Source organism: Ideonella sp., from assembly GCF_041914305.1.
Classification (GTDB): Bacteria; Pseudomonadota; Gammaproteobacteria; order Burkholderiales; family Burkholderiaceae_C; genus Ideonella.
Genome location: NZ_JAYSDQ010000019.1, coordinates 77,882 through 96,328, shown reverse-complemented (window position 1 = coordinate 96,328; position 18,447 = coordinate 77,882). Strand labels below are relative to the sequence as shown.

Annotated in this window: 16 protein-coding genes; 14 read left to right on the top strand and 2 right to left on the bottom strand. The window is 69.6% G+C overall.

Translation table 11 applies throughout. From position 1 onward, the window contains the following. Positions 1-30 precede the first annotated feature (30 nt). From ACE3SG_RS22660 to rfbA, 6 genes are read left to right on the top strand one after another with little or no spacing between them, the layout of a single operon-like run. Positions 31-1,044 (top strand): glycosyltransferase family 2 protein, encoded by a 1,014-nt coding sequence (locus tag ACE3SG_RS22660; RefSeq protein ID WP_374568490.1) that lies wholly within the window; start codon positions 31-33, stop codon positions 1,042-1,044. Positions 1,045-1,066: 22 nt separating this feature from the next. Continuing rightward, positions 1,067-3,190, top strand: a complete 2,124-nt coding sequence (locus tag ACE3SG_RS22655) for an NAD-dependent epimerase/dehydratase family protein (RefSeq protein ID WP_374568489.1) — start codon at positions 1,067-1,069, stop codon at positions 3,188-3,190. Between the two features lie 17 nt (positions 3,191-3,207). Beyond that, positions 3,208-4,434: a glycosyltransferase family 4 protein gene (locus ACE3SG_RS22650; protein ID WP_374568488.1), complete on the top strand. Its 1,227-nt coding sequence runs from the start codon at positions 3,208-3,210 to the stop codon at positions 4,432-4,434. Then, the gene (locus ACE3SG_RS22645) at positions 4,431-5,615 is read left to right on the top strand and encodes a glycosyltransferase family 2 protein (protein WP_374568487.1); all 1,185 of its coding nucleotides are present in this window, start codon (positions 4,431-4,433) and stop codon (positions 5,613-5,615) included. The genes ACE3SG_RS22650 and ACE3SG_RS22645 overlap by 4 nt, the downstream gene beginning before the upstream one ends. A gap of 54 nt (positions 5,616-5,669) precedes the next feature. Further along, a complete protein-coding gene (locus ACE3SG_RS22640; RefSeq protein ID WP_374568486.1) occupies positions 5,670-6,539 on the top strand; it encodes a WecB/TagA/CpsF family glycosyltransferase in 870 nt (289 codons plus the stop codon). Further along, on the top strand, positions 6,536-7,432 hold the full coding sequence (gene rfbA / locus ACE3SG_RS22635) for a glucose-1-phosphate thymidylyltransferase RfbA (protein ID WP_374568485.1): 897 nt from the start codon (positions 6,536-6,538) through the stop codon (positions 7,430-7,432). The genes ACE3SG_RS22640 and rfbA overlap by 4 nt, the downstream gene beginning before the upstream one ends. 31 nt (positions 7,433-7,463) lie before the next feature. Here the strand turns inward: rfbA and ACE3SG_RS22630 are convergent, their stop codons facing one another. Further along, on the bottom strand, positions 7,464-8,144 hold the full coding sequence (locus tag ACE3SG_RS22630; RefSeq protein WP_374568484.1) for a response regulator transcription factor: 681 nt from the start codon (positions 8,142-8,144) through the stop codon (positions 7,464-7,466). 151 nt (positions 8,145-8,295) lie between these two features. On the opposite strand from ACE3SG_RS22630, the gene rfbC reads away from it, so the two are divergent. From rfbC to ACE3SG_RS22590, 8 genes are all read left to right on the top strand, one after another. Beyond that, positions 8,296-8,841, top strand: a complete 546-nt coding sequence (gene rfbC / locus ACE3SG_RS22625; RefSeq protein WP_374568483.1) for a dTDP-4-dehydrorhamnose 3,5-epimerase — start codon at positions 8,296-8,298, stop codon at positions 8,839-8,841. Between the two features lie 16 nt (positions 8,842-8,857). Continuing rightward, entirely contained in the window at positions 8,858-10,201 is a 1,344-nt protein-coding gene (locus ACE3SG_RS22620; protein ID WP_374568482.1) for a UDP-glucose/GDP-mannose dehydrogenase family protein, read from the top strand. A gap of 172 nt (positions 10,202-10,373) precedes the next feature. Next, positions 10,374-11,828 carry a mannose-1-phosphate guanylyltransferase/mannose-6-phosphate isomerase gene (locus ACE3SG_RS22615; RefSeq protein WP_374568481.1) on the top strand — a complete coding sequence of 485 codons (1,455 nt, stop codon included), beginning with the start codon at positions 10,374-10,376 and terminating at the stop codon, positions 11,826-11,828. A gap of 119 nt (positions 11,829-11,947) precedes the next feature. Further along, entirely contained in the window at positions 11,948-13,342 is a 1,395-nt protein-coding gene (locus ACE3SG_RS22610) for an undecaprenyl-phosphate glucose phosphotransferase (RefSeq protein ID WP_374568480.1), read from the top strand. A gap of 80 nt (positions 13,343-13,422) precedes the next feature. Next, positions 13,423-14,724, top strand: coding sequence for a hypothetical protein (locus ACE3SG_RS22605; RefSeq protein ID WP_374568479.1), 1,302 nt, complete (start codon positions 13,423-13,425; stop codon positions 14,722-14,724). A 19-nt stretch (positions 14,725-14,743) separates the two neighbouring features. Further along, positions 14,744-15,529, top strand: a complete 786-nt coding sequence (gene lpxA / locus ACE3SG_RS22600) for an acyl-ACP--UDP-N-acetylglucosamine O-acyltransferase (protein ID WP_374568478.1) — start codon at positions 14,744-14,746, stop codon at positions 15,527-15,529. Positions 15,530-15,552: 23 nt separating this feature from the next. Further along, positions 15,553-16,524, top strand: a complete 972-nt coding sequence (locus ACE3SG_RS22595) for a GNAT family N-acetyltransferase (protein WP_374568477.1) — start codon at positions 15,553-15,555, stop codon at positions 16,522-16,524. 32 nt (positions 16,525-16,556) lie between these two features. Beyond that, the gene (locus tag ACE3SG_RS22590; RefSeq protein WP_374568476.1) at positions 16,557-16,976 is read left to right on the top strand and encodes an FdtA/QdtA family cupin domain-containing protein; all 420 of its coding nucleotides are present in this window, start codon (positions 16,557-16,559) and stop codon (positions 16,974-16,976) included. 413 nt (positions 16,977-17,389) lie between these two features. Here ACE3SG_RS22590 and ACE3SG_RS22585 read toward each other — a convergent pair whose 3' ends face one another. Then, a complete protein-coding gene (locus ACE3SG_RS22585) occupies positions 17,390-18,355 on the bottom strand; it encodes a threo-3-hydroxy-L-aspartate ammonia-lyase (protein WP_374568475.1) in 966 nt (321 codons plus the stop codon). Positions 18,356-18,447: the final 92 nt, after the last annotated feature.

The following is an 18,447-nucleotide window of genomic DNA, read 5'->3' as shown; positions in this document are numbered from 1 at the left end:
CTCGTCCCCCGCAATCCCCTGCCTCGCGCCATGACGCCGCCTGAGGCCGCCGGGGTGCCCGCCGCCGGCGTGGTGGTGATCGGCCGCAACGAGGGTGAGCGGCTGGTGGCCTGCCTGCAGGCGCTGCGTGCGCAGCCGCGGCCGGTGGTCTACGTCGATTCCGGCTCGTCCGACGGCAGCCCGGAGCGCGCCCGCCCGCTGTGCGACGCGGTTCTGCCGCTGGACCCGGCGAAACCGTTTTCTGCCGCCCGTGCGCGCAACGAAGGCGCGGCGCTGCTGCACCAGCGCCACCCTGGCCTGCGCTACGTGCAGTTCATCGACGGCGACTGCCTGATGCAGCCGACCTGGCTCGATGCCGCCGAGGCCGCGCTCGACGCCGACCCGAAGCTGGCGGTCGTGATCGGTCACCTGCAAGAGATGAAGCCCGAGGCCTCGGTCTACAACCGGCTGTGCGCGCTCGAGTGGCAGTCGCCGGCCGGCCTGATCGACAACTTCGGTGCCTTGGGCGGCATCATGATGGTCAAGCTCGCGGTGTTCGAGCGGCTCGGCGGCTTCCGCCCCGAGGTGATCGCCGGCGAAGACTCGGAGTTCGGCGTGCGTGTCGGCGAAGCGGGCCTGCAGGTGCGCAAGCTCGACGTCGCGATGGCCCGTCACGATGCCGACATCCACCGCTTCTCACAATGGTGGACACGCTCGGTGCGCGCCGGCCATGCGATCGGCCAACGCGCCTTTTTGCATGGCGATGGCCCGCTGCGCGACTGTGCCCGCGAGCGCAAGAGCACCTGGCTCTGGGGCATCGCGCTGCCGCTGCTGGTGCTGCTGACCGCCTGGCCCACGCGCGGCCTGAGCCTGCTGCTGCTGGGGGGCTATGTGCTGCTGGGCTGGCGCATCTTTCGCTTTCGCCGCGGGCGGGGCGACAGCGCCGCCGACGCCTGGCTCTACACCCGCTTCAATTTGCTGGCCAAGCTGGCCAACGGCCGCGGGCTGCTGCGCTTTCAATGGAACCGCCTGAGGGGGCGCTTCCGCATCATCGAATACAAGTAAACAAGCGAAAAGAAGAACTGTCATGACCACCCAACGAATGCGCGTCGGCCTGCTCGGCGCCGGCTACATCCTGCAAGCCCACGCCAAGGCCTTGCAGGCCCTGCCCGAGGTCGAGATCACCGCGGTCTGCGATGTCTCGCGCGGCCGCGCCGAAGCGGCGGCCGCCAGCTTCGGCATCGCGGGCGTGTTCACCTCGCTGGCCGACATGCTCAAGTCCGGCGTCGACGCGGTCCACGTGCTGGTGCCGCCGCAGCTGCACATCGACGTGACGCGGCAGATCCTCGAAGCCGGCGTGCACGCGTTCGTCGAAAAGCCGATGGGGCTGGATGCGGCGGCCTGTGCGTCGCTGGCCGACCTGGCCGCGGCCAAGGGCGTCAAGCTGGGCGTCAACCACAACTTCCTGTTCCTGTCGTCGTACGAGCGCCTGCGCACGCAGGTGAAGGACGGCACGATCGGCCGGCTCGACCATGTCGCGCTGCGCTGGCTGTACCCGCTCGGCCTGATCCAGTTCGGCCCGTACAACAACTGGATGCTGCGCGCCGAAGCCAACCTGTTCTACGAGCTGGGGCCGCACCTGGTGGCCTTTTTGCTCGACCTGGTCGGCCCGCTGGACGAGCTGCAGGCGCGCGCCTCGCTGCCGATCGACCTGCCCGGCGCGCAGCGCGTGTTCCGCCACTGGAGCCTGACGGGGCAGAAGGGTGGCACGGGGGTCAGCCTGGAGCTGTCGGTACAACCGGGCCAGGCCGACCGCAGCGTGCGGGTGCGTGGTTATGCCGCCAGCGCCGACCTCGATTTCGACCGTGACCTGCTGCAGGTGCAAGAGGCCCGCACCAACAGTGCGCTGTTCGACGGCCTGGGCCAAGGCCGGCGCAGCAGCGCCTCGCTGCGCGCACAGGCCTGGGGCAATTTCCAGCGCCAGTTCATCTCGACGCTGAAGAAGGGCCCGCAGGCCAATGTCTTCCTCGACAGCATCGCGCGCAGCGTGGCCGCGTTCTACGCCGGCGTGCGCGCCGGCACGCTGGACGAGCGCTTGGACGGCCGCTTCGGCGCCGAGGTCATCCGCACCTGCGAGCGTGTGGCCGCCAGCGCCGGCGTGTCGTTGACGCCGCGCGCGCAACCTGCGGCGCAGGCCACGCCGTCGAAGCCGGCCAACGTGCTGGTCATTGGCGGCACCGGCTTCATCGGCAAGCGCCTGGTGAAGGCCCTGCTGGCCAAGGGCCATGGTGTGCGTGTGTTGTCGCGCAGCAAGGCGACGGCGTTGTACGAGCTCGAGGGGCTGCCGGTCGAGGTGGCCGAAGGTGCGCTCGACGACGCGGCAGCGGTGGGCCGCGCGTTGCAGGGCATCGAGGTGGTCTATGACCTGGCCAAGGCGGTCGGCCAGCGCTGGCAGGACTACGTCGACAACGACCTGAAGCCGACCCAGGTGCTGGCCGAGGCGGCGCTTGCGGCGGGCGTCAAACGCTTCATCTACACCGGCACGATCGATTCCTACGATGCCGCCAACCCGTCGACGGTGATCAACGGCAGCACGCCGCTGGACGCCGCGATCAAGACACGCAACCTCTACGCCCGCTCGAAGGCCGCCTGCGAAGCGCTGCTGCTCGACATGCACCGCAGCAAGGGCCTGCCGCTGGTGATCTTCCGCCCCGCGGTGGTGATCGGCGAAGGCTGCCCGCCGGCGCACTGGGGGGTCGGCATGTTCCACAGCGACACCCGGGTGCAGTATTGGGGCGACGGCCAGAACAAGCTGCCGCTGGTGCTGGTCGACGATGTCGCCGACGCGCTGGTGCTGGGGCTGGACAAGCCCGGCATCGAGGGCCAGTCGTTCTTGCTGACCGACGGCCCGCTGCTGAGTGCGCGTGAGTATGTCGACGCGGTGTCGACGCTGACGCAGACGAAGCTGCGCGCCACGCCGACGCCGATCTGGAAGTTCTTCTTGCTCGACGTGGCCAAGGAGCTGGTCAAGAACGCGATCCGCCACCCGAACCGCAAGGTGCCGAGCTACCACGACTGGGCCTGCCGCCAGTTGACGGCACGCTTCGACAACAGCCACAGCCGCCAAGTGCTGGGCTGGCAGCCGGTGGGCACGCGCGAAGGGCTGATCGAGCGCGGCATCGCTGCGTCGGTGCGGCACTACCTGCGCTGAGCGGCAGGGGCGTCGACATGCGTGTGGCCTACCTGGTCAACCAGTACCCGAAGGTGAGCCACACCTTCATTCGGCGCGAGATCGCGGCGCTGGAGCGCCAGGGCGCCAGCGTGTTGCGTTTCGCGGTGCGCGGCTGGGACGCCGAAGTCGTCGACCCCGACGACCAGGCCGAGCGCGGCCGCACGCACTACCTGCTGCAGAGCGGCGTCGCGCAGTTGCTGATCGCCACGCTGGCGCAGGCGCTGGCCGCGCCGGGGCGTTTCTTCGCCGCGCTGGCACTGGCGCTGCGCATGGCGCGCCGGGCCGACCGGCCGTGGCCGTTTCACCTGATCTATCTGGCCGAGGCCTGCGCGCTGGTGCGCGAGCTCCAGCGCCAAGGCGGCGCCGAGCAGCTGCACGCGCACTTCGGCACCAACTCGGCCGAGGTGGTGATGCTGGCCCATGCGCTGGGCGGCCCGCCGTTCAGCTTCACGGTCCACGGGCCGGAGGAGTTCGACAAGCCGCAGTTCCTGGGCCTGGCCGAAAAGATCAAGCGTGCCAACGGCGTGGTCGCGATCAGCGCCTATGGCCGCAGCCAGCTGTGGCGCTGGGCGGCGTTGGCCGACTGGCCCAAGGTGCATGTCGTGCACTGCGGCCTCGAAGCCTCGTTCTTCGGTGATGCCGCGGCGCCGCCGAGTGCGGCACCGCGGTTGGTGTGCGTCGGCCGCTTGTGCGAACAGAAGGGCCAGCTCCTGTTGGTCGACGCGGCGGCGCAGCTGGCCGCCGAAGGGCTGAACTTCGAGCTGGTGCTGGCCGGCGACGGCGAGATGCGGCCCGAGGTCGAAGCGGCGATCCGCCGCCACGGCCTGGGCGACCGGGTGCGCATCACCGGCTGGATCTCGAGCGCACAGGTGCGCGACGAGCTGATCGCCGCCCGCGCCCTGGTGCTGCCGAGTTTTGCCGAGGGGCTGCCGGTCGTCATCATGGAGGCGATGGCCGTCGGCCGGCCCGTGCTCAGCACCTATGTGGCCGGCATTCCCGAGCTGGTGCGCGACGGTGTCGAAGGCTGGCTGTTCGAAGCCGGCTCGCCCGAGGCCGCGGCCCGCGCGATGCGCGCCTGCCTGGCTGCGACACCCGAGACGCTGGGCGCGATGGGGGCGGCGGGGCGCGCCCGGGTGCTGGCGCGCCACCAGGTCGACACCGAGGCGACCAAGCTGCTTGGCGCCTGGCGCGATGCGCACGCGGCCGCGGGGGGGGCGGCATGATCGTCGCCAGCTTGGTCGGCGTGCTGCTGGGCCTGGCCGTGTTGGTGCTGGCGGTGCCGGTGCTGGTGTTCACGGTCGAGATCGCCGCCGCCTGCCTGCCGGCCAGGCGCGGTGTCGGCGCGGCGCCGCGGCCCACGTTGGCGGTGCTGGTGCCGGCCCACAACGAGGCGCTGGGCATCGCCGCCACCTTGCGCACGCTGCGCACCCAGCTGCGCCCCGGCGACCGGGTGCTGGTGGTGGCCGACAACTGCAGCGACGACACCGCCGAGCGCGCCCGCGCCGAGGGCGCCGAGGTGATCGAGCGCCAGCATGCGACCGAGCGCGGCAAGGGTTATGCGCTGGCCTTCGGTGTCGAGCACCTGCGCCAGGCGCCGCCGCCGGTGGTGGTGATCGTCGACGCCGATTGCCAGCTGGAGCCGGGCGCGCTGGACGCATTGGCCGCGGCCTGCGAGCGCAGCGGCGCGCCGATCCAGGCCAAGTACCTGATGACGCACGAAGGTGCGGTGGGCCTGAACGGCCGCGTGGCCGAGTTCGCCTGGCGGGTCAAGAACTGGGTGCGGCCGCGCGGCGCCGCGCGGCTGGGCTGGCCCTGCCAACTGACCGGCAGCGGCATGGCGTTTCCATGGGCGCTGATCGCATCGGCGCCGCTGGCCAACAGCAGCATCGTCGAAGACATGCAGCTCGGCCTGGTGCTGGCGCGGGCCGGCAACGCGCCGCAGTTCTGCGAAGCGGCGGGGGTGCGCAGCACCTTCCCGACCAGCGCGGCGGCGATCGCCAGCCAGCGCACCCGCTGGGAGCACGGCCACCTGGGCATGCTGGTCGACCACGCGTGGCCGATGCTGCAGCAGGCCTTGCGCCGTGCCGACTGGCGCCTGCTGGGCCTGGCGCTCGACCTGGCGGTGCCGCCGCTGGCGTTGCTGGTGATGCTGGCCGGCGCCTTGTGGTTGCTGGCGCTGGTGCTGGGCTTCGCCGGCACGGGCGCCGGGCCGGTGTGGGGCGCCTGCGGGCTGCTCGCCGTCCTGTCGGCCGCCGTGCTGGCGGCGTGGGCCGGGTGGGGCCGGGCGGTGCTGGCGCCGTGGGACCTGCTGCGTGCGCCCTGGTACGCGTTGTCGAAGCTGGCGATCTACCTGCGTTTCTGGTCGCGCCGGCAAAAAGACTGGGTCCGCACCGACCGCGAATGACGCCATGCCAGAATTTTCACGACCCCCGTTCGCCGCGTCGCGGCCATGAGCCGAATGTCGACCAGTTCTGAACCGCAGGCCGTCGCCCCGCTGGGCGCCCGGCCGCACTTCGAGATCGCGCCGCGGGCGTGGCGGCGCGTGCCGCTGCTCAACGTCTGGGCCGATGACCTGACGATGGCGCAGTTGCTGGACCGGCTCGACGCCGACGGCGGCATGGTCTTCACGATCAACCCCGACCACCTGTACCACCTGCAGACCAACGCGGCGTTCACCGCGGCCTACCGCGACGCCGACATCATCACCGTCGACAGCCACTACGTCGACCTGGCGCTGCGCTGGCAGGGCCAGGGCGTGGCCGAGAAGATCACCGGCTCGGACCTGATGCCGGCCTACTGCCGGCGCCACGCCGCGAACCCGGCGGTGCGCATCTTCCTGCTCGGGGCGGCGCCCGGCGTGGCCGAGCGCGCGCGCCAGGCCTTGAACGCGATGGCCGGCCGCGAGCTGGTCGTCGGCGCGCACGGCCCGTCGATGCGTTTCGTCGACGACGAGGCCGAGATCGCCAGCGTGTTGGCGATGGTGCGCGCCAGCGGTGCGACCGCGCTGATGCTGGGCCTGGGCGCGCCGAAGCAAGAGATCTGGCTGGCCCGCTATCGCCATGCACTGCCCGGGGTGCGCGTGCTGATGGGGGTCGGCGCGACGATCGACTACGAAGCCGGCGAGGTCAAGCGCGCGCCGGTCTGGATGCGCCGGCTCGGCCTCGAATGGGCCTACCGGGTGCTGAGCGAACCGCGCCGCTACGGCATGCGCTACCTGCGCAACGCCCGTTTCCTGTGGTGGATGGCGCAAGCCCGCGCCGGCCAGTACAAAGACCCTTTTCCCCAGGCCGTGCCCGCACCGCGGCCCCCTGTTGGAGCCCGACCATGACCAGCACCCCCATCGCCCGCAAAGGCATCATCCTCGCCGGCGGCTCCGGCACGCGGCTGCACCCGGCCACGCTGGCGATCAGCAAGCAGCTGATCCCGGTCTATGACAAGCCGATGGTGTACTACCCGCTGTCGGCGCTGCTGCTGGCCGGCATCCGCGACATCCTGCTGATCAGCACGCCGCAGGACACGCCGCGCTTCGAGCAGCTGCTGGGCAACGGCGAGCGCTGGGGCGTGTCGCTGCGCTACGCGGTGCAACCCAACCCCGAGGGGCTGGCGCAGGCCTTCCTGATCGGCGAAGAGTTCCTGGCCGGCTCGCCCAGTGCGCTGGTGCTGGGCGACAACATCTTCTACGGCCATGATCTCGGTCGGCGCCTGCAGACCGCGGCTTCGCGGCCGAGCGGCGCCACCGTGTTCGCCTACCCGGTGACCGACCCCGAGCGCTACGGGGTGGTCGAGTTCGATGCGGCCGGCCGCGCCGTGAGCCTGGAAGAAAAGCCCGAGGCGCCGAAGAGCCGCTATGCGGTGACGGGCCTGTATTTCTACGACGAGCAGGTGGTCGACCACGCCAAGGCATTGAAGCCCAGCCCACGCGGCGAGCTGGAGATCACCGACCTGAACCGCCGCTACCTTGAGGCCGGCCAGCTCGATGTGCAGATCTTCGGCCGCGGCGACGCCTGGCTCGACACCGGCACCCACGATAGCCTGCTCGAAGCGGGCGCGTTCGTGCAGACGCTGGAAAAGCGGCAAGGCCTGAAGGTCTGCTGCCCGGAAGAGATCTGCTGGCGCCAGGGCTGGATCAACGACGAGCAACTGGCCGGGCTGGCGGCGCCGCTGGCCAAGAGCGGCTACGGTCGCTACCTGCAGCAGGTGCTGCGCGACCGGGTGTTCTGAGCGCCTGCGGCGCCAGCCGCCGCGGGGCGCGTCAGCTCATCAGCGGGCTGGTCTTCAGCGCGGTCACCATCGGCGGCAACAAGGCCACCTGCTTGACCAGCTCGACCATGCTGCTGCAGTGCGTCTTCTCTTTGAGGTTGTGCACGTGGCTGCGCACGGTGGCCACCGCCACGCCCATGCGCTCGGCGATCTGCGTCGGCCGCAGGCCCTCGCACAAGGCGGTCAGCACTTCTTCTTCGCGCTGCGACAGGCCGCGGGCGCGGGCAAAGGCACCGACCGAGAGTTTTTCCACCAGCTGCGCGCGCTGCAGGGTCAGCAGCACCGCGTTGCCGCTGGCGTTGTTCGACAAGGGCAGCGGAAGCGGCACGATCGACAGGCCGACCCGCGCCGGCGCGGTGCCGAGGTTCAGCATGCAGCGCACGCCGCGGTGGCGGGCCGCGTCGAGCGCGTCGCCCAAGGCTTGTTGTTCCAGGCTGTCGCGCGCCCGCAGGCGGCGGCTGCGCAGTTCGAGCGGGTGGTTCGAGCCCATCTCGCGCAGCGCGGCATGGTTGGCATGCACCACCAGCGCGTTGGCCGACAGCAGCATCAGGCCGTAGTCGACTTCGTCCAGCACGCAGGCCATCAACCGCACCAGGCCGGCGTTTTCGCCGCCGCGGCGCTCGGGCCCTCGGTAGGCGAGTTCGGATTCAAGGGCGGCCAACTCGAGGTTCATGGTGGTGGTCTTGCGAGAAGCGGGCATGCGGGTACCTGACCACTTGATGATCGGCTTGTCGCGCCGGCACTGGAGTGGGCCACCGCAAGCAAAGCGTGAACAAGTGGTTACCGGCCCGGCGAACGTGGCCTGCATGGGACAATCCCGCCCCATGAAGATCGAGAAAACCGCCATCGAGGGCGTGCTGGTGTTCGAGCCGAAGCTGTTCGGCGACGAACGCGGCTTTTTCATGGAGAGCTTCAACCAGCGCCTGTTCGATGACGCCGTCGGCGCGCCGGTCGCGTTCGTGCAGGACAACCACTCCCGCTCGGCCCGCGGCGTGCTGCGGGGCCTGCATTTCCAGCGTGCGCCGCATGCCCAGGGCAAGCTGGTGCGGGTGGCGGCGGGTGCGGTGTTCGACGTGGCGGTCGATATCCGCCCCGGCAGCGCCACCTACGGCCGCTGGGTCGGGGTCGAATTGAGCGCCGACAACCACCGCCAGCTGTGGATCCCGCCCGGCCTGGCCCATGGTTTTCTGGTGCTGAGCGACTCGGCCGACTTCCTCTACAAGACCACCGACTACTACGCCCCGCAGGCCGAAGGCTCGCTGCGCTGGGACGACCCGGACCTGGGCATCGCCTGGCCCGACGCCGGAGTGGCGCCGGTGCTGTCGGCCAAGGACGCGGTGGCGCCGGGCCTGCGCGAACTGGCCGCTTGAACCCGACACCCGCACCATGAAAATCACCGTCATCGGCACCGGCTACGTCGGCCTGGTCACCGGCGCCTGCCTGTCCGAAATGGGCAACCACGTGGTCTGCCTCGATGTGGACGCGCGCAAGATCGAGGTCCTGAACAGTGGCGGCATCCCGATCCACGAGCCGGGCCTGCAAGAGATCGTGCACCGCAACGCCGCGGCCGGCCGGCTGGAATTCACGACCGACGTGGCGCGCGCGGTCGGGCACGGCACGCTGCAGTTCATCGCGGTCGGCACGCCGCCCGACGAAGACGGCTCGGCCGATCTGCAGTATGTGACCGCGGCGGCGCGCAACATCGGCCGCCTGATGACCGACCACAAGGTCATCGTCGACAAGAGCACGGTGCCGGTCGGCACGGCCGACAAGGTGCGCGCCGCGGTGGCTGACGAGCTCGCCAAGCGCGGGGTCAACCTCGCCTTTTCGGTCGCCTCGAACCCCGAATTCCTGAAAGAGGGCGCCGCGGTCGAAGACTTCATGCGGCCCGACCGCATCATCATCGGCACCGACGACGAGCGCGCCACGCTGCTGCTGCGGGCGTTGTATGCGCCGTTCGTGCGCAACCACGACCGGCTGCTGGTGATGGACATCAAGAGCGCCGAGTTCTCGAAGTACGCCGCCAACGCGATGCTGGCCACCCGCATCAGCTTCATGAACGAGCTGTCGCGGCTGGCCGAAGCGGTCGGTGCCGACATCGAGCAGGTGCGTGTGGGCATTGGCTCCGACCCCCGCATCGGCACCCACTTCCTCTATGCCGGTGCCGGCTACGGCGGCAGCTGCTTCCCGAAGGACGTGAAAGCCCTGGCCCGCAGCGCGGCCGACGCCGGCCTGCCGAGCAAGATGATGGCCGCGGTCGAGGCGGTCAACGACGAGCAGAAGCTGGTGCTGGTCGACAAGATCGTCGCCCAGTACGGCGACGACCTGCGCGGCAAGACCTTCGCGCTGTGGGGCCTGGCCTTCAAGCCCAACACCGACGACATGCGCGAGGCGCCCAGCCGCGTGGTCGTGGCCGAGCTGATCCGCCGCGGCGCGGTGGTCCGGGCCTACGACCCGGTCGCGGCGGCCGAGGCCGAGCGCGTGCTGCGGCTGGACCTCGGCGATGAGGCGTTGGCCCAACAGTTGCGCTTTGTTTCCTCTGCGCCGTCGGCGCTGGCCGGTGCCGACGCGCTGGTCATCGTGACCGAGTGGAAGGAATTCCGCACCCCCGACTTCGAGGCGATGTCGTCGACGCTGACCGACCGCCGCATCTTCGATGGGCGCAACCTCTACGACCCGGCCCTGGTCCGCGGCTTCGGGCTCGACTACCGCTCGATTGGTCGCGCCTGACCGTCCGTCATTCCGGCCCGGCCGGCGTGACGGAATGCCCATATAACACGGCCCGTTCCTTGCCTACTAGGGGGCCGGCGGGGCAAGGGTTCTTTGCCACAATAGCCCGCACTTGCACTGCGGCGGCTGAATGCGCCGCGGTGCCTATATCGATTTGCCAAAGAGGTTGCCCATGTCCCGATCCATTTCCGTGTTGCCGGTGATCATGGCCGGCGGTAGCGGCACCCGGCTGTGGCCGCTGTCGCGCGCGGGTTATCCCAAGCAGTTCCTGGTGCTGACCGGCGAGACCAGCCTGTTCCAGCAAGCCGCCGAGCGCGTGGCCCAACTGGCCTGCGACGACATCGTCGTCGAGTCGCCGGTCGTCGTCGGCAACGCCGAGCACCGCTTCATGGTGCTCGAGCAGCTGCGCGAGCTGGGCATGGACAGCACCGCCGTGGTGCTGGAGCCGTCCGGCCGCAACACCGCGCCGGCGCTGACGCTGGCGGCGCTGCAAGCCCAAGAGGGCGGCGCCGATCCGGTGCTGGTCGTCACGCCGGCCGACCAGACGGTGGCCGACAGCGCCGCGTTCAACCACGCGCTGCAGAACGCAGTGCGCGGCGCGGCCGAAGGCTCGATCGTGATCCTGGGCATCACGCCCGATCGGCCCGAAACCGGCTACGGCTACATCCGCGTGCAGCCCGGTGCGATGGGCAACGAGCTGGCCGCTGTCGCGCAGTTCGTCGAGAAGCCCAACCAGGCCACCGCCGAGCGTTACCTCGCCGAAGGCGGCTACTACTGGAACAGCGGCATGTTCGTGCTGAAGGCCTCGGTCTGGCTGAAGGCGCTGCAGACCTTCCGCCCCGACATCCTCGAAGCCACCAAGGCCTCGTGGGAAGCCAAGCGGGCCGACGCCAAGTTCGTGCGCCCGGGCAAGAAAGAGTTCGAGCAGGTGCCGGCCGAGTCGGTCGACTACGCGGTGATGGAGCGTTGCCCCGGCAGCGCGTTCGACATCCGCATGGTGCCGCTGGCCGCCGGCTGGAACGACCTCGGCGCCTGGGACGCGGTGCTGCAGGTGTCGCCCAAGGACGGCGCCGGCAATGCCTTCGTCGGCGACGTGATGATGGAAGACAGCCGCAACACGCTGGTCCACGCGTCGGGTCGGCTGGTCAGCACGGTCGGTGTCGACAACCTGGTCGTGATCGAGACCGCCGACGCGGTGCTGGTGGCCGATGCCGGCCGCAGCCAGGACGTCAAGAAGATCGTCAACAAGCTGGCCGCCCACGGGCGCGGTGAGGGCCTGCTGCACCGCAAGGTGCACCGCCCCTGGGGCTGGTACGACTCGATCGACGCCGGCCCGCGTTTCCAGGTCAAGCGCATCATGGTGCGCCCGGGTGCTTCGCTCAGCCTGCAGATGCACCACCACCGCGCCGAGCACTGGATCGTCGTCACCGGCACCGCCGAAGTGACCTGCGGCGAGCGCAAGATCCTGCTGTCCGAGAACCAGAGCACCTACATCCCGCTGGGCGAAGTGCACCGCCTGGCCAACCCGGGCAAGGTCGACCTCGAGATCATCGAGGTGCAATCCGGCAGCTACCTGGGCGAAGACGACATCGTTCGCTACGAGGACACCTACGGCCGTACGGCCTGATCTGTGGCCCCTGCGTCACCTTGGGCGAGGGCCCCGCGCTTCGGCGCTGCGGCCCCGCCGCCAGGTGACAGCCCGGCGGCAACTGAGTGCCCTGCACGGAAACCGCTGCGCTTGAGTCGATGTTTGAAGAACGAACCGCCCGCAAACAATTCCTGAGCGCGCCGCCGAGCGTGCCGTCGGCCATCGCGGCGGTGCTGGAGCCGGTGCTGGCGGCCGTCAACCTGGCGGTCTTTCACGGCATCTTCGCCGAGCCCTTCGGCGGCGCGGCGATGGCGCTGGCCATCTTGCTGCTGGTGCTGATGTTCCCGGGCGTCAATCGCTTCGGCAAGACCGGCATCGGTGTCGGCATCGACATCATCCTGTCGTGGGTCGGTGTGCTCGCAGTGCTGCTGATGGTGGGTTATGCCACCGGCGGCCTGGGCGCCTTCGAGCCGCGCCTGCTGCTGGGCTGGGCGATCGCGACGCCGCTGGTGCACTGGGTGTTCGTGGTGCTGGGCACCGCGTACATGCGCCACCGCGCGGCGCTGCCCGAGTTCCGCCGGCCGGCGGTCATCGTCGGCGCGCACCGCATGGGCCAGCGCGTGGCCGAGATGCTGCAGGCGCGCAAGGGCTATGGCCACGACCTGCTGGGTTTCTTCGATGACCGTTCGGCCGAGCGGCTGGAGCTGCCCGGGGCCGACCCGCTGATCGGCGGCTTGAACGAGCTGCCCGAGTTCATCGAGCAGCACGGCGTGAAAGACGTCTTCATCACGCTGCCGCTGACCTCGCAGCCGCGCATCCTGCAGCTGATGGAGACGCTGCAGAACTCGACCGCCTCGGTGCATTTCGTGCCCGACGTGTTCGGTGTCAGCATCATCCAGGGCCGGCTCGAAGACATGGGCGGCGTGCCGGTCGTCGGCCTGCACGTGACGCCGTTCACCGGCATCAACGGCCTGCTCAAGCGCGCCAGCGACATCGTGCTGGCGGTGCTGATCCTGATCCTGATTTCGCCGGTGCTGGCGGCGGTGGCGATCGGCGTCAAGCTCAGCTCGCCGGGGCCGATCATCTTCCGCCAGCGACGCACCGGGCTGGACGGCGAGATCATCGAGGTCTTCAAGTTCCGCTCGATGGTCACGCAGGACAACGGCCCCGTCGTCCAGCAGGCCACGCGCAACGACCCGCGCATCACCAAGTTCGGCGCCTTCATCCGCAAGACCTCGCTCGACGAGCTGCCGCAGTTCGTCAACGTGCTGCAGGGCGAGATGAGCATCGTCGGCCCGCGCCCGCATGCGGTGGCGCACAACGAGCAGTACCGCAAGATCGTCAAGGCCTACATGGCGCGCCACAAGGTCAAGCCCGGCATCACCGGCTGGGCCCAGGTCAACGGCCTGCGCGGCGAGACCGACACGGTGGACAAGATGGCGCGGCGGGTCGAGTACGATCTCGAATACCTGCGCAACTGGTCGCTCGGGCTCGATCTGCTGATCATCGCCCGCACCGCCAAGCTGATGTTTTTCGACCGCAAGGCGTATTGACGGCCGGCCTTCAGCAGCCCACGCTCCTGAACGCGCCGCACCGGCGCTGACGCAAACGACAACGACACGACGAGGCGCACATGACAGGCACCACCCCTTCCTTCGCCCCCCGCTTCGCGATGCACCTGCTGGCGGTGGCGGCCGTCTGGGCCCTGGCCGGTGCCGCGTTGGCGCAAGCCGACGCCCCGCCGCCGGTCTCACCGCCGCCGCCGCTCAGCCCGTCGCCCAGCGGGCCGGCCCAGCCGTTCAGCTTCGGGCTGTCGCAGACGCTGATGCACGAGTCGAACCTGTTTCGCGAGAGCGCCAACGAAGAGGAAGACTGGAACTCGGTCACTGCGCTGAACTTCGCGCTCGACCAGCCGATCGGCCGCCAGCGCCTGCATGGCAGCGCCGCGCTGCAGATGAACCGCTACCGCGATCACGACGAGCTGAACAACACCGGCCACGACGTCGGCCTGCAGCTCGACTGGGAAACCGTCGCCAACCTGTCCGGCGCGCTCGGTGTGCAATCGGCGCGCCGCCAGTACCGCTACGGGCTGGACAGCGTGACGCCATTCGATGGCCTCAACATCGAGAGCACGCAGTCTGCCTTCGCGCAGGGCAGGCTGGGCGGCATGGGCGAGTGGGCGCTGCAGGCCGGCTTCAATGCGCTGCACCGCGAATACTCGGCCGACGCCTTTGCCAAGCTCAACGACCTGTCGCAATGGGGCGCCGAAGGTGGCATCGGCTACCGGCCCAGCCCCGACCTGGGCTTCACCGCGCTGGGTCGCTACACCCGCATCTCGCGGCCGGATTCCGACCTGGGGGTTGGCGACGACGTCGGCCGCAAGCAGCTGGAGCTGGGCGTGGTCTGGCAGGCCACCGGCGCCAGCCGCCTGGACGCGCGCGTGACCCGGGCCGAAGAAAAGCATGCCGTGATGGACGATCGCAGCTTCTGGACCGGTGGCATCGGCTGGGACTGGACGCCGAGCGGCAAGCTGCGTCTTCGCACCCAGCTGCTGCGCGACACCGAAGGCAGCAGCGGCAACGTGACGAACCTCGAGGCCACGATGCCGGCCGCCCCGGCGGGCGACCAGCTGCGCGACGCGTTCCTGTGGTCGGCGCAATGGGCCGCCTCGGCCAAGATCAGCCTGATCGGTACCGCCCAATGGTCGCGCCGGCGCTTCAACGACCAGTTCACCGCCACCGGCTCGCGCATCGAAGACCGCACCACCGCCTTCACGCTCGGCGTGCGCTACACGCCCTTGCGAGCGCTCGACCTGGGTTGCGACGTGGCGACCGAGAAGCGCGAGACCAACGCCCAGACCTTGACCGAGCAATTGGTGACGCGCCCGTACGACGCGATGACCGCCGGCTGCTCGCTGCAGTTCTGGTTCCGCTGACAGCGGGGCCGCGCCAGCCATGATCCACCCGAGCGCCGTCATCGCCGGCAACGTCCAGATCGACCCCAGCGCCGAGATTGGCCCCTGGTGCGTGCTGGAGGGCGACATCACGATCGGCCCGCGCACCCGGCTGATGAATGGCGTGTCGTTGCAGGGGCGGGTGACGGTGGGCGCCGACAACGTGTTCGGTGCCCATGCGGTGATCGGCGGCGCGCCGCACGACCAGCTCTACAAGCAGGCCGACGACACCGAGGTCGTGATCGGCGACCGCAACCACGTCTTCGAGTTCGTCACCATCCACCGCGGCACCCGCCGCCGCGATGGGCGCACGGTGCTGGGCAACGACAACTTCGTGATGGCCTATGTGCACCTGGCGCACGACGTGGTGCTGGGCAACCACACCCGCATCACCAGCTACACCGGCATCGCCGGCCTGTGCACGATCGACGACCACGCGGTCATCGCCGGCATGGTCGGCATGCAGCAGTACGTGCGGGTCGGCGCCTACTCGTTCATCTCGGGCATGTCGGCGATGACGCAGGACGTGCTGCCGTACTCGATCGCCTATGGCTCCGAGGGCCCGACGCATCTGCGTGGCGCCAACCTGATCGGGCTGAAGCGGCACGGCTTCTCGCGCGAGGACATCGACATCGTGCGCCAGGTGCTGGCCAAGCTGCAGGGCACCGAGCGCCCGTTCGCGCAGGTGCTGGCCGAGATCGAGGCCGAGTTCGACCCGGCCCACCCGATGGTGCGCCGCGTGCTCGACTTCGCCCACGCGCCGTCGCAGCACGGCGTGTTGCGCTGACCCGCGCGACGGTGGCCGGGCCCATGGCCGATGCCTTCAGCTTCCGCCCCTACCGCGATGCCGACGAAGCCGCGTGGAACGCGCTCGTTGCTGCCAGCCAGAACGGCACCTTTTTGTTCGACCGGCGCTTCATGGGCTACCACGCCGACCGCTTCGACGACGCGTCGCTGCTGGTCGAGCGGCGCGGCAAGCTGGTGGCGGTGCTGCCGGCCCATCGGCAAGGCGAGCGCGTCGCCAGCCACGGCGGCTTGAGCTACGGCGGCCTGGTGCTGGCCGACACGCTGGGCGCGCAGGCCACCTGGGATCTGATGCGGGCCTTGCAGGCGCATTGGCGCGGGCAGGGCGTGCGTGAGTTGCTGTACAAGACCATGCCGTCGATCTACCACCGGCTGCCGTGCGAAGACGACCGTTATGCGCTGCTGCGCTGCGGCGCGCAGTTGGTGCGGCGCGACGCGCTGTCGGTGATCGGACCGACGCCGGCGCACTGGCCGCCCAAGCGCCGCCGCGCCATCACGCAGGCCACGCGCCAGCGCGAAGAGTTGAGCCTGTCGGCCCATGACGGCGCGCCGAACGAGGCGACCGAAGACTGGGCCGCGTTCTGGCAATTGCTCGACCACGAGCTGCAGGCTCGCCATGGCAGCCGGCCGGTGCATACGCTCGCTGAAATCCGCATGTTGGCGAGCCGCTTTCCCGCGCAGATCAGCCTGCGGTTGGCGCGCTGGTCGGGCCGCATCGTGGCTGGCCTGGTGTTGTTCGACACGCCCGCCGTCTGCCACCTGCAGTACATGGCCGCCGACGAACAAGGCCGCCGCTGTGCGGCGCTCGACCTGTTGCTGGAACAGGCCATCGCCGGTGCGCAGGCGCAGTCCAAGTGGTTCGATTTCGGTCACTCGAACGAAGACGAGGGCCGGGTGCTGAACACTGGCCTGGCCTTCTACAAGGAAAGCTTCGGCGCCAGCACGGTCGTGCACGACCACTATCTGTTGCCCTGCTAGCCCCAGACTGCGAACGCGAAAGGATTCCTGCCTTGGCCCACGTCGACGATTGCCGCGCTGTCGAGTTGCGCACGGTCTATGACCACCGCGGCTCCATTTCCTTCGTCGAATCCGGCGTCGACTTCGAGTTCCCGATCAAGCGTGCCTACTGGACCTATGACGTGCCCTCGCGCGCGTCACGCGCTGGGCACGCGCACCTGAACCTGCGCCAGCTTTACGTCGCGATTTCGGGCTCGTTCCAGGTTCACATGGACGATGGCGTGCACCAGCGTGTCGTCACGTTGAGCCACCCGAGCGAGGGGCTGCTGATGGTGCCGGGCATCTGGCGCGAGCTGCATGGCTTCTCGTCCAACGCCTGCCTGCTGGTGCTGGCCTCCGAGCTGTTCGACGAGGCGGACTACATCCGCGAGCATGCGGACTTCATGAAGTGGGTGCAGGGCTCGAAGGCGTAGGTTGTTGTCGACTCACCTACTGCGCAGGTTGGCGTGCAGGGCGGCGGCGGTGCCCCCGGTCTCCGGCCCGCTCGCGGGCCACTGCTTGAGGTGATCGGCGGGCTGCCCATCAACACCGTCGTGCCCGTGATGCGTGGGGGCGACCGCGAATGAAGGCCGGTGCCCGGGGGCACCACCGCCACCCTGAGGCACCGACCGTGGCAGGGCACCGCGTGGCATGCCACAGGCGGTGGATGGGGCAGGGGATTCGGGGTGCGTTTGCAGGCCTTCATTCGCGGTCGCCCCAACCGACGTCCCGTGAACACGCGGCCGATCGAGAGACCATGGCCAGCGCACCCCGGCTCCCCGCGAGCCAGGCCGGAAAACGTGCCCCGAGTCGCCTGCCCAAGCGCGACGCAGGCAGGCCAGCTACCTCAAGCCCCCACCAACGCCGCAAACCGCGCCAGGTCGATGTTGCCGCCCGACAGCACGATGCCGATGCGTTTGCCACGCACATCGAGCTGGCCGTTGAACACCGCTGCGGCGCCGAGGCAGCCGGTGGGCTCGACGATCAGTTTCATCCGCGCCGCGAAGAATTTCATCGTCTCGACCAGCTGATCGTCGGTGGCGGTGACCACCCGCGCGCCCAGCTGCTGTAGCACCGGAAAGGTGTGCTGGCCGAGCGAGCGGCTCTGCGCCGCGTCGGCAATCGTCTTCGGTGTCTCGATCCGCACGATGCAGCCCTGGGCCAGGCTTTGCTGGCCATCGTTGCCGGCCTCGGGCTCGACGCCGATGATCTCGCAGCGTGGTGACAGGTAGCGCGCCACCGTCGCGGTGCCGGACAACAAGCCCCCGCCACCCAGCGGCGTGACGATCATGTCGAGCTCGCCGGCGTCTTCGAACAGCTCCTTGGCCGCCGTGCCCTGGCCGGCCATCACATGCGGATGGTCGAACGGCGGGATGAAGGTCGTGCCGCGTTCGGCGACGATGCGCTCGATGATCAGCGCGGGGTCTTCGGCATAACGGTCGTAGCGGACCACCTCGCCGCCATAACCCTCGGTCGCGGCGACCTTCATCGCCGGCGCGTCCTTGGGCATCACCACCACCGCGTGCACGCCCAGCAGCTGCGCGGCGCGGGCGATCGCCTGGCCGTGGTTGCCGGACGAGAAGGTCACCACGCCACCGGCGCGCTGGGCCGCGGTGAACTGGGCGACCGCGTTGTAGGCGCCGCGGATCTTGAAGGCGCCGATGTGTTGCAGGGTCTCGCACTTGAAGAACAGCGAGGCACCGGTGCGCGCGTCGGCCGTGGTCGAGCGCAGCACCGGGGTGCGGTGGGCGATGCCGGCCAGGCGCTCGTGGGCCTGCGCGACGTCGTCGTAGGAGATGGCCAATGAAGTCATGGCCGACAAGGTATCACCCGGGTTCGCGCTTGAAACTGTGTGGCTGCGCGGGCTGACACAGTGCATTCGGTGGCGGGGCGCGTTGTGGCTTC

What these genes read in the sequence shown, in the direction of transcription:
- lpxA (WP_374568478.1), top strand. Translation starts at nt 14,744, where the DNA reads ATGATCCACCCGAGCGCCGTCATCGCCGGCAACGTCCAGATCGACCCC.
- rfbC (WP_374568483.1), top strand. Translation starts at nt 8,296, where the DNA reads ATGAAGATCGAGAAAACCGCCATCGAGGGCGTGCTGGTGTTCGAGCCG.
- ACE3SG_RS22630 (WP_374568484.1), bottom strand. Translation starts at nt 8,144, where the DNA reads ATGAACCTCGAGTTGGCCGCCCTTGAATCCGAACTCGCCTACCGAGGG.
- ACE3SG_RS22645 (WP_374568487.1), top strand. Translation starts at nt 4,431, where the DNA reads ATGATCGTCGCCAGCTTGGTCGGCGTGCTGCTGGGCCTGGCCGTGTTG.
- ACE3SG_RS22615 (WP_374568481.1), top strand. Translation starts at nt 10,374, where the DNA reads ATGTCCCGATCCATTTCCGTGTTGCCGGTGATCATGGCCGGCGGTAGC.
- rfbA (WP_374568485.1), top strand. Translation starts at nt 6,536, where the DNA reads ATGACCAGCACCCCCATCGCCCGCAAAGGCATCATCCTCGCCGGCGGC.
- ACE3SG_RS22620 (WP_374568482.1), top strand. Translation starts at nt 8,858, where the DNA reads ATGAAAATCACCGTCATCGGCACCGGCTACGTCGGCCTGGTCACCGGC.
- ACE3SG_RS22640 (WP_374568486.1), top strand. Translation starts at nt 5,670, where the DNA reads ATGTCGACCAGTTCTGAACCGCAGGCCGTCGCCCCGCTGGGCGCCCGG.
- ACE3SG_RS22595 (WP_374568477.1), top strand. Translation starts at nt 15,553, where the DNA reads ATGGCCGATGCCTTCAGCTTCCGCCCCTACCGCGATGCCGACGAAGCC.
- ACE3SG_RS22610 (WP_374568480.1), top strand. Translation starts at nt 11,948, where the DNA reads ATGTTTGAAGAACGAACCGCCCGCAAACAATTCCTGAGCGCGCCGCCG.
- ACE3SG_RS22650 (WP_374568488.1), top strand. Translation starts at nt 3,208, where the DNA reads ATGCGTGTGGCCTACCTGGTCAACCAGTACCCGAAGGTGAGCCACACC.
- ACE3SG_RS22605 (WP_374568479.1), top strand. Translation starts at nt 13,423, where the DNA reads ATGACAGGCACCACCCCTTCCTTCGCCCCCCGCTTCGCGATGCACCTG.
- ACE3SG_RS22655 (WP_374568489.1), top strand. Translation starts at nt 1,067, where the DNA reads ATGACCACCCAACGAATGCGCGTCGGCCTGCTCGGCGCCGGCTACATC.
- ACE3SG_RS22585 (WP_374568475.1), bottom strand. Translation starts at nt 18,355, where the DNA reads ATGACTTCATTGGCCATCTCCTACGACGACGTCGCGCAGGCCCACGAG.
- ACE3SG_RS22660 (WP_374568490.1), top strand. Translation starts at nt 31, where the DNA reads ATGACGCCGCCTGAGGCCGCCGGGGTGCCCGCCGCCGGCGTGGTGGTG.